This is a genomic window from Luteibacter anthropi, from assembly GCF_011759365.1.
Taxonomy (GTDB): Bacteria; Pseudomonadota; Gammaproteobacteria; order Xanthomonadales; family Rhodanobacteraceae; genus Luteibacter; species Luteibacter anthropi.
The window spans coordinates 1-2,500 of the sequence record NZ_JAARLZ010000020.1; the positions used below are offsets into that span (position 1 = coordinate 1).

The 2,500-nt window shown below is 54.1% G+C and carries 2 rRNA genes (1 of these 2 cut by a window edge); both read right to left on the reverse strand.

Features of this window, described 5'->3' with window-relative positions:
- Positions 1-49: 49 nt before the first annotated feature.
- Positions 50-164, reverse strand: a 5S ribosomal RNA gene (gene rrf / locus HBF25_RS21960).
- A 119-nt stretch (positions 165-283) separates the two neighbouring features.
- A 23S ribosomal RNA gene (locus HBF25_RS21965) occupies positions 284-2,500 on the reverse strand (it continues 668 nt past the right edge of the window).

Genomic DNA, 2,500 nt, shown 5'->3' on the forward strand with positions numbered 1-2,500 from the left:
GCAAAGAAAAAACCCGGTCTCAGAAAAGACCGGGTTTTTAGGATAAAGCCCCTGGCGGTGACCTACTCTTGCATGGCTTGAGCCACACTACCATCGGCGCATGCGCGTTTCACTTCTGAGTTCGGGATGGGATCAGGTGGTACCACGCCGCTATAGCCGCCAGGGAAGGGGTGGGAGCAGCGCTTTTTGAGCGCCGGCTCCGCAAAGGTGTAAACGAGTGACAAGCGTCCGGGATGTAGTCGGATTCGACTTGAGTTAAGACGGTGAAGCGTCTTGGGGTTATATGGTCAAGCCTCACGGCTCATTAGTACGCGTAAGCTCAATGCATTGCTGCACTTCCACACCGCGCCTATCAACCACCTAGTCTTGATGGTGCCTTAAGGAGAGTCTAGCTCTCGGGAGATCTCATCTTGAGGCGCGCTTCCCGCTTAGATGCTTTCAGCGGTTATCGCTTCCGTTCATAGCTACCGGGCAATGCCATGGGCATGACAACCCGAACACCAGCGGAACGTCCACTCCGGTCCTCTCGTACTAGGAGCAGCCCCTCTCAAATCTCCAACGCCCACGACAGATAGGGACCGAACTGTCTCACGACGTTCTGAACCCAGCTCGCGTACCACTTTAAATGGCGAACAGCCATACCCTTGGGACCGGCTACAGCCCCAGGATGTGATGAGCCGACATCGAGGTGCCAAACACCGCCGTCGATATGAACTCTTGGGCGGTATCAGCCTGTTATCCCCGGAGTACCTTTTATCCGTTGAGCGATGGCCCTTCCATACAGAACCACCGGATCACTAAGACCTACTTTCGTACCTGCTTGATCCGTCGATCTCGCAGTCAAGCACGCTTATGCCTTTGCACACAGTGCGCGATGTCCGACCGCGCTGAGCGTACCTTCGTGCTCCTCCGTTACTCTTTAGGAGGAGACCGCCCCAGTCAAACTACCCACCATACACGGTCCCCGATCCGGATTACGGACCTAGGTTAGAACGTCAAGCACTTCAGGGTGGTATTTCAAGGATGGCTCCACCGAAACTAGCGTCTCGGTTTCATAGCCTCCCACCTATCCTACACAGAAGAACTCAACGTTCAGTGTAAAGCTATAGTAAAGGTTCACGGGGTCTTTCCGTCTTGCCGCGGGAACGCTGCATCTTCACAGCGATTTCAATTTCACTGAGTCTCGGGTGGAGACAGCGCCGCTGTCGTTACGCCATTCGTGCAGGTCGGAACTTACCCGACAAGGAATTTCGCTACCTTAGGACCGTTATAGTTACGGCCGCCGTTTACTGGGGCTTCGATCAAGAGCTTCGCCTTGCGGCTGACCCCATCAATTAACCTTCCAGCACCGGGCAGGCGTCACACCCTATACGTCCACTTTCGTGTTTGCAGAGTGCTGTGTTTTTGATAAACAGTCGCAGCGGCCAGGTTACTGCGACCCCTCGATGCTCAGTCACGCACGTGACCACACCAAGGGGCGCACCTTCTCCCGAAGTTACGGTGCCATTTTGCCTAGTTCCTTCACCCGAGTTCTCTCAAGCGCCTTGGGATTCTCACCCTGCCTACCAGTGTCGGTTTACGGTACGGTTTTTCTATAGCTGAAGCTTAGTGGCTTTTCCTGGAAGCGTGGTGTCAGTCACTTCGTCCTCAAAGGACTCGTCTCGGTGCTCGGCATAAAGATTCCCGGATTTGCCTAAGAATCATGCCTACCGCCTTTCCCCAGGACAACCAACGCCTGGTAGACCTAACCTTCTCCGTCCCCACATCGCACTATAGAAAAGTGCAGGAATATTAACCTGCTTCCCATCGACTACGCATTTCTGCCTCGCCTTAGGGGCCGACTCACCCTGCGCCGATGAACGTTGCGCGAGGAAACCTTGGGCTTTCGGCGAGGGGGCTTTTCACCCCCTTTATCGTTACTCATGTCAGCATTCGCACTTCCGATACCTCCAGCAGACTTTACAATCCACCTTCGCAGGCCTACGGAACGCTCCTCTACCGCGTACAGATCAAAATCTGTACACCCCGAGCTTCGGTGCATAGCTTAGCCCCGTTAAATCTTCCGCGCAGACCGACTCGACCAGTGAGCTATTACGCTTTCTTTAAAGGGTGGCTGCTTCTAAGCCAACCTCCTGGCTGTCTATGCCTTTCCACATCGTTTTCCACTTAGCTATGACTTTGGGACCTTAGCTGCGGGTCTGGGTTGTTTCCCTTTTCACGACGGACGTTAGCACCCGCCGTGTGTCTCCCGTGTAGCATGTCCTGGTATTCGGAGTTTGCCATGGTTTGGTAAGTCTCAATGACCCCCTAGCCATAACAGTGCTCTACCCCCAGGAATGTTCGCACGAGGCGCTACCTAAATAGCTTTCGAGGAGAACCAGCTATCTCCGAGTTTGTTTAGCCTTTCACTCCGATCCTCAACTCATCCCCATCTATTGCAACAGATGTGGGTTCGGTCCTCCAGTGCGTGTTACCGCACCTTCAACCTGGTCAAGGATAG